The 7,790-nt window shown below is 39.1% G+C and carries 8 protein-coding genes and 1 pseudogene; 4 read left to right on the top strand and 5 right to left on the bottom strand.

Translation table 11 applies throughout. From position 1 onward, the window contains the following. Window positions 1-130: 130 nt before the first annotated feature. The 4 genes from FD33_RS06345 to FD33_RS06330 all read right to left on the bottom strand — a co-directional run bounded on the left by FD33_RS06345 (window position 131) and on the right by FD33_RS06330 (window position 2,434). Complete coding sequence (locus tag FD33_RS06345) at window positions 131-517, bottom strand: hypothetical protein (protein ID WP_025086101.1); 387 nt, start codon at window positions 515-517, stop codon at window positions 131-133. After that, window positions 510-845 carry an acetyl-CoA carboxylase gene (locus FD33_RS06340; RefSeq protein WP_404989897.1) on the bottom strand — a complete coding sequence of 112 codons (336 nt, stop codon included), beginning with the start codon at window positions 843-845 and terminating at the stop codon, window positions 510-512. Before FD33_RS06340 ends, FD33_RS06345 begins: the two co-directional genes overlap by 8 nt. Next, the gene (locus FD33_RS06335; protein WP_025086103.1) at window positions 823-2,130 is read right to left on the bottom strand and encodes a Y-family DNA polymerase; all 1,308 of its coding nucleotides are present in this window, start codon (window positions 2,128-2,130) and stop codon (window positions 823-825) included. The genes FD33_RS06340 and FD33_RS06335 overlap by 23 nt, the downstream gene beginning before the upstream one ends. 226 nt (window positions 2,131-2,356) lie before the next feature. Beyond that, window positions 2,357-2,434: a putative holin-like toxin gene (locus FD33_RS06330; protein WP_076661461.1), complete on the bottom strand. Its 78-nt coding sequence runs from the start codon at window positions 2,432-2,434 to the stop codon at window positions 2,357-2,359. A gap of 286 nt (window positions 2,435-2,720) precedes the next feature. Between FD33_RS06330 and FD33_RS06325 the strand changes: the two genes are divergently transcribed. From FD33_RS06325 to FD33_RS06315, 3 genes are all read left to right on the top strand, one after another. After that, window positions 2,721-3,584: a hypothetical protein gene (locus tag FD33_RS06325; protein ID WP_056955847.1), complete on the top strand. Its 864-nt coding sequence runs from the start codon at window positions 2,721-2,723 to the stop codon at window positions 3,582-3,584. A gap of 111 nt (window positions 3,585-3,695) precedes the next feature. Continuing rightward, the gene (locus tag FD33_RS06320; protein ID WP_025086106.1) at window positions 3,696-4,280 is read left to right on the top strand and encodes a recombinase family protein; all 585 of its coding nucleotides are present in this window, start codon (window positions 3,696-3,698) and stop codon (window positions 4,278-4,280) included. Between the two features lie 359 nt (window positions 4,281-4,639). Then, entirely contained in the window at window positions 4,640-5,845 is a 1,206-nt protein-coding gene (locus tag FD33_RS06315; protein ID WP_025086107.1) for an NAD(P)/FAD-dependent oxidoreductase, read from the top strand. Between the two features lie 159 nt (window positions 5,846-6,004). Here FD33_RS06315 and FD33_RS12650 read toward each other — a convergent pair whose 3' ends face one another. After that, complete coding sequence (locus FD33_RS12650) at window positions 6,005-6,433, bottom strand: IS3 family transposase (protein ID WP_225350461.1); 429 nt, start codon at window positions 6,431-6,433, stop codon at window positions 6,005-6,007. A 235-nt stretch (window positions 6,434-6,668) separates the two neighbouring features. On the opposite strand from FD33_RS12650, the pseudogene FD33_RS06310 reads away from it, so the two are divergent. Continuing rightward, window positions 6,669-7,597: pseudogene (locus FD33_RS06310) on the top strand (IS30-like element ISLpl1 family transposase). The last annotated feature ends 193 nt before the right edge of the window (window positions 7,598-7,790 follow it).

Here is a 7,790-nt window from a genome sequence, read left to right as displayed (position 1 = left end):
GTTTTTATTTTGAGCTTTTATTGAAAGTGGCTAACTTGATTATAAAATTCGCCGATGATTATTTTTTATATGAAATATGAAAAAAGTGAAGTGTTAAATAAAGCGCTAAGAAAAGACGGAGAGCTAATTTTTATAGTTTCTCCGTCTTTTTGTCTGCCACATTGCGAATTTCTTGTAGTGGAATCAAACGATCAGCGTCAATCACAATATCATTGGCATTGTAACCATGGATCAAGGTGGTTATATCTGGCAAATGATGATTGTTTTGGTCAACCGTTTTTAGTTGAATGGTCACTGGTTGCTGACGCTGGTATGCGTCTGCCAGCACTTGGGTAATCACTACTAAGGATTGCTGCGGTTGTGCGATGTATACTTCGTTCAAGTGCTGCTTTTGTTGATTTAAAGCTGCAGTATGGTCGGATAAATAGAACCCCTGCCATTTCACCATGCCCCGGTCGTGATAAACATGTTCAAAAAAATGCTTAACTGTGTCTAGGTCAAAGTCTTGGTTATTCAAGTGACACCTGCTTTCGTTGAATCAACTTTTGGCTTGTTGGCCAACGCTCTCCGGTAAAGCCCACAAATTCAATCGTTAGTTTAATCGTTTGTCGTAGCTGTTTTAACAATCTTTCTAAATCAACTAAATCATAGTTAGTTAATTTATGTAAAGGTACTGACTTTAGCCGTTCATTGACGCGCTGACTGTTAAAAAAGACGTTATAGGTCTGATCATAAGTATCATTAGCGATCATTAGCCAATATCGCGTTCGTGACTGGCGTTTAAACAAGCTGATTAGGCGAGACGTGATGAGTTTTAGGTCTTTATTCATAACTGTTCCCTCCATTATGGCCGCCTACCAGTGAGGCTCGTTCAATAGCAGTGCCGCCCTTTAATAAACTGGTAGCATAAACTAATTTGGTAAAGCCAAAGCGACGGTGAATTTCATCAATAACCTGGTTTAGCTGGCTATGGCGAATTTGGGTACTTGATGTTTCAAACAAATTAAGTTGTTGTCCGGTAGCAGAACTTAATTTACTGCTATAAACGTCAATATTCCGGACAGCTTGACCGTCCCAATTCTGACGGAATAACCACAATAATTGTTGCGTCAAAACTTGATTGTCGTTAGTCGGGTCAATTTTTAAAGCTTGGTGAAAGCCACCGCGACCATCTGCTTCAGCTGCGGCATAGGAAAACCCAATGCTTAGCGATAGACACCCCGCCAGTTTATGGTGGTGCCGAAGCCGCGCCGCCACCTGTTCCCCAATTTCTTTAATGACGGTTTCAATTTCGACTTGGTTAAAATAATCTCGTGGCAATACTTGCGAATTACCCAGGCTAGCTTCTTTAACCTTAGTTGGTTCCGTAACTTGCGCGCGATCAATTCCCCAGGCCGTAGCAAATAACTGGCTACCAATGACGCCAAGCTGCTGTTTGAGTAAATAAGGGTTGGTATGGGCTAGCTCATACATATTGTGAATGTGAAGGTGGTTCAAACGTTTTGCCATACGGGGGCCAATCCCCCAAACGTCCGTTAATTCAGTAATTGAACAAATTTTATCCGGCACAGTTTCGTAATGGATTTCACCGATCAATTCATGATTATGTTTAGCGTAAAGGTCTAAGGCTAATTTAGCTTGCACCGGATTGTCACCAATTCCCACGGTGGTATACAAGCCTAGCTTTTGCCGAACTGTCTTTTGAATCAAGCGTGCCACTTCGCGAACGGAATTGCCAAACAGCCGCCAAGTATAGGTCATATCAAGAATGCTTTCATCAATTGAATACGGCCAAACCTCTTGTTCAGTGGTAAATTGATGAAAGATCTGATTGATCTGCAAATTACGTTGAATATAAAGGTTCATGCGCGGTGGCACGACCCACAACCTGGGGTCATTGGGTAAGTCACGTTTACGGGAGACGTTGGCTTTAAGATGAAATACATGCTTAGCTTCGGGTGACGTGGCTAAAATGAGTCCGCCATTGGTATTTTCAGCTTCACTAAGGACCACTAATGGGACTTTTAAGGGATTTAGCCCCCGGGAAACGGCTTCGCAACTAGCATAAAAGGACTTGTTATCAATTAATAAAAACACGCCATGCGGTTCATCATCAGTAAACAATTTCATCACTTCTGTTAGCTTTTACCTGTATTGTAGCACATAAAGCAAACATATGTTCCCCTAAGTTGCTAGGAAGCTGATTAAAAATAGTCGAAAATCAGTTATAGTCATGCTATAATATAGACAGAAAAAGGAAGCCCCGCTGGAACAGGACTTCCCATGTAGAGCCGTTAAAGACGGTGGCATAACTTAATACGATTAAATAACCGCTAGCTCTGCCAAGCTAAGGCGGTTATTTTTTTTGCTGACTTTTGATCAGCTCAACAATTAATGCAATTAAGGCTACGATAAACGTACCGAAAGCCAGCATTAATTGTAAAGCGTCCGCAACGGACACTTAGGCTACTCCTTTCGTTAGGATTTATGGGCTTTAAGGTTTTAACACCATAAGCACCACCTCCGATCGGAAATAGCCACCGCCTTAACTTCTCTACAAAATACTATTATACAAGCAGACTAGCAGCTTATCCACGTCTAAAATAAAAAAACCAGCGAGATTTTCTTGATATCGTGATTCAAATATAACTTATAAATTAGTGGTAAGATTGACTAAAGGAATGGTTACTAATTAATATTTGCAGATAAAGGGTGCTTCTTTGATAGATACCACAAAAATTATTTCCAAAAAAGCAGAATCTAATATAAATAAAATAGCAGAAGGGCTTAAAAGTCATGGAAAACTAGAAGAGTACGACTTATTGGTTTTACTGGTTAAATATATGGTTGATTTATATCGTTTTGAAGTAAATAATTATCAGGAAAACAAATCTATTCCTCAAATGATTAGTCGCACCATTATGGAAACTTATTTTTATGTTCTTTATTTAACTAAAAGTAAAGGCAATAAAGCAGAATATAAAATAAAAAAGAGGGCTTATACTTTAATTGCCAAGAAAGATGAGGTTAAAAAAAGTATAAATGCTTTGTCTAATCCTCAATTGATTAATACAAATAACCCTAAAGACATAATACAAAGGGACAAAGCAATAGAACTAGCTAACAAATCCAACATGAACAAATCAGATTTAGAAGAAAGAAAAGACAACATCAACGATACGATTAAAGAATTCTTTGATGACCATTCTATCAGTATTAGCCCTAAGGACTTTAAAGATTTTTATAATGTTAGCAAAGATACGAACGGAAACTACTTGCATGGTTTACAAAGCTTAGCTATATATGTTAATGAAGGGGAACGTTACAATCTCCTTATGCATCAGACTTCTAAAAGAGTACATGCAACTAATGTTTACCAAGAATATGATGTATCCAGTATGGCTCCTATAAGCAATCTAGACGACAATATACCAATATTTATTAGTGCACTCTTTGTTGGAAATGCTCTCAAATCTATAACTGACTTTTGCAATATAAAATCGTTATTTGATAAAGGTTTGGGCAGCTACGTAGATAAACTTAAGCATGAAATTCAATTGAACATAGATGAACAAATGAAATGATAGTCCTCCTACTAGACGGCCAATAGGGTATACCCTAGTGGTCTTTTTTATTTCTGTGCTATACTAGGAATCACAAGTGTTCATTAGAACTGTCCAAAAGGAGAATTGGAAATGGCTAAAATCGGTTATGCGCGTGTGAGTTCCAAGGAGCAACATTTAGATCGACAATTAGCGGCTTTAAAAGGCGTTGATAAATTATTTACGGATAAATTAAGTGGGGCTAACACTAATCGGCCAGAACTGCAAAAAATGCTGGCCTATATTCGTGAGGGTGATATTGTCCTGGTCACTGAATTAGATCGCTTAGGCAGAAACAACCAGGATTTGACTAAGATCATGAACTCCATTCAAAATAAGGGGGCCACCCTAGATGTGTTGAATTTACCGTCCATGACCGGGATTGCGGATCCCAACTTACGGCAACTGATGACCAATTTGATTATTGAACTCTACAAGTACCAAGCTGAAAGTGAACGTAAGCGGATCATTGAGCGACAGCAACAAGGCATTGCGCTTGCCAAACAGCAAGGTAAATATCATGGCCGCAAACCCCAATATGCCAAAGATGATCCCCGTTTGCAACACGCTTTTAAGCTTTATCAAACGGGTATGAGTGATGTAGATGTTGCCCGTAATACAGGGATTAAACGGACGACCTTTATCAGATATCGAAAGAAATTCAATATACAAAGATGATGTTTACATGAGAGAATCATAGCAGAGCGGACCACTTGAAACTTCTAACTCCACTAAAATCCGAGAAATGACCAAGAAAAATGACAACTCTTCGAATATTGTTACTTCAAATTAAAATCAAAAATGATTACCTTAAAAATTGAGGTTTTTTAATTAAAATAATATTATTTTATGCTGTGTTATCCGCAATTCTAAATCTGGATCATAGTGATATTTGATAGCTTTGTAGCAGTATGTAAATAAAATTATTATTCTGATAAAAGCAAGCAACGATTGACAATTCTGAGCGTTATTTTTCGAATCATGGCGTTTTTATATTACAATGATCCTAGAAAAAGTAAAGTTATGGAGGCGATTAGATGAGTGATTTGGATCAGACAAACAGCTATCGATACGTCATTGTTGGTGGCGGAGTGGTTGCTGGCTATGCCGTCAAGGGAATTCGACAGGAAGATTCAGAGGGTGAGATCTTAATTATTTCGCAAGAGGCGGATGTCCCATATGAACGACCGGCACTGAGTAAAAAACTATGGCTAGATGATGAATTTACTGAAGAGAACATTCAGATTGGTGCTGAAAATTATCCCAATGTGACTTTTAAGTTCAAGACAACGGTTACGGCTATTAATCGGCAAGATAAGGTCATTACATTGGCCGATAGTGAGCAAATCAAGTATGAACAGCTATTGCTAGCAACTGGCGGAGAACCTAGACAAATCCAGGGACCTTCTGATCCACATGTGCTAGTCTTTAGACAGTGGTCAGATTATCGCAAGTTACGTAAATTTAGTGGTCCGAACAAGCGAGTTGTGATCATTGGTGGTGGATATGTTGGTACAGAGCTCGCATCGTCACTGACCCAAAATGAGACTGAAGTTACGATGATTTTTCCAGAAAAAGCGCTGGGTGAGGGTAAATTTCCTGAGCCTATTCGGACTGAGTATGAAGCCACGTTCAAACGCAATGGTGTCACACTGATGAGTGGTCAGTTTGTCCAATCATATCAACGCCAAGGTGACCACTTGACTCTATTGACAAAGGATGGTACGGTGATCGTAGCCGATACGATCATTGTTGGGTTAGGCGTTACGCCGCGGATTAGTTTAGCTGAAGACAGTTGTTTGGATTTAGCTGATGGTGGTGTGAAAGTTAATGAGTATCTCAATACTAGTGACCCAGCCATCTGGTCTGCTGGAGATATTGCCTCTTATCCAGATCACATCTTGGGTCGGCAACGGATTGAGCACGTGGACCATGCCCGACTTTCTGGTGAATTAGTTGGCCGTAATATGGCAGGTGCTCACATGAGCTATCAGCATACCCCATACTTCTATTCCATGATTTTTGATATTTCCTGGCAAGCAATCGGTAATATTGATCCTAAATTGCAATTGATTTTTGATCGGCGAACGCATGGATCGCTTGTCTATTTCATAGATACCGATAAGTTAGTTGGTGTTTTAGTTTGGAATGTTAAGGTGAATCTTGATGATGTTCGCGCATTGCTTGCGAACGCTCCAGCTACAGATGATCTGGTGGGCTCCATTCGAGAGAAGAAGGCTTAGTATCTGGATGAGATATCGGTGAATCATTGCGTCATCACGAATGTACTTTAGAACAAAATGGCCATCATTAACGATGGCTCAGTAGCAAATAAAAACTAGCCTTGAGTCATTTTAAAGTGCATGAAGTGCAACACAAAAGTTAGACAAAAGTAAATATTATTATGCCGCTAAGGTATGTTCTCGATATTCACACGGGGACATGCCTTTTGTTTTTGATGAGATTCGTCGGTAATTGAACCAATTAACATATTCTAAAGAAACTGCTTTTAATTCGGCTAAGCCTTTACACGGTGGGAATCCAGCCAAACATTCGGTCTTATAAAGGTGAAAAAAGCTTTCAATCGGGGCATTATCATGACAATTTCCCTTGCGGGACATACTTTGGATAAATTCATGTTCAGATAATTTTTTTGTATAGGAATCTAGTTGGTAATGCCATCCTTGATCGGAATGAGTGATGGGTTGAACATTACTTGGTAACTTATTGATTAATTCATCAACGGTCTTGGTTATTAGAATGCAATTGGGACTATTACTGATTTGAAATGCTAAAATTTCCTTGCTGGCCTCGTCGGTAATAGCTGAGATATAAGCCCATCGTGGTTCGCTAAGCGAATTTGCGTAATATCTGTATGGAGTACTATATAAGGCTTAGCCTGTTTAAAGTCTTGTTCCAAGAGATTTTCGGCGATCTTACCGACGGTACCCTTATAAGAGGAATATTGGTAGATTGTAAAATTAATCCGAACGCTGTTCGGACAAAAAAGATCAGCTTCCTTTAAAATGGTGTTTACCACAAACCCATCTTTTAGGAGCTGATCTTTTGTCTAGTTTAACCTATTCCGAACGAATTAAAATCGAAACCTTTTGTGAACTAGGGCTGTCCAATATCCAAATGGGCGTTCGGCTGAACCGATCACCGTCAACAATTTCTTATGAATTATCTCGATGTCAACCTTATCAGGCTGAATTAGCACAAACAGATGCCGAATACAAGCGATCACGATGTGGTCGGAAAACTAAGCTGAGCGATGAGTTAAAGCAAAAAATTCTCAACCATTTACGTCTAAGCTGGTCACCAGGAATGATTGCTCACGAATTTAAACTAGCTACTAAATCTATTTATAATTGGCTAAATCAAGGGAGAATTAGTTTCTCCTTGAATGATCTACCTGAACATGGCGTACGCCAACGGCGTAACGTTGACCAACGATCCAAATATAATCAATCTTTGGGGCGATCAATTGAACAGCGTCCCATGATGATTAACAACGTAATCGCATCGGCGATTTTGAACTAGATACAGTCGTTGGTCCTCATGGGCATAGTAAGGCAGTTTTATTAACTTTAATCGATCGAAAATCACGGTTCCTTTGGGCATACCGGTTAAAAGATCGGACGACAGCGACTGTTAATGAAGCACTAACTAAGTTCCTAACCACTTTTAATGGTCCGGTGCACAGCTTTACTGTGGACCGTGGCACTGAGTTTAGTGGGCTAGTATCACTTGAATCACAATATGGTATTAAGACCTATTACTGCCATGCTTATACTCCAGCTGAACGTGGTAGTAATGAACGCTTTAATCGGAATTTACGTTATTTTTATCCTAAAGGGACTCGTTTTGAGCACATTAGTGCTCAAGATTTAACGACGACGTTACTCCAAATTAACCAGCGACCGCTTAAAATACTCGACTGGCAAACACCGTATCAGGTTATGCTGACAAATTTGTCCAAAAATTCGGATTAAATTTGCAATCTACCAAACACTAAAAAATGTCTGGTAAACGTTGCCAAATTTTTAAATTTGTCAAGAATTATTGTTGGGGACGAGTTAATGGACTATACTTTTTTTATACATGCTTTATTAAGTTGGGGTTTTTATGTATATAAATAACATTATATTGTATATATTCGGAGGACGAAGTGGAATCAGAACAAAA

This window comes from Companilactobacillus paralimentarius DSM 13238 = JCM 10415 (assembly GCF_001434985.1).
Taxonomy (GTDB): Bacteria; Bacillota; Bacilli; order Lactobacillales; family Lactobacillaceae; genus Companilactobacillus; species Companilactobacillus paralimentarius.
Note: the sequence above shows the minus strand (reverse complement) of the source record. Positions and strands in the feature narration are given on the sequence as shown.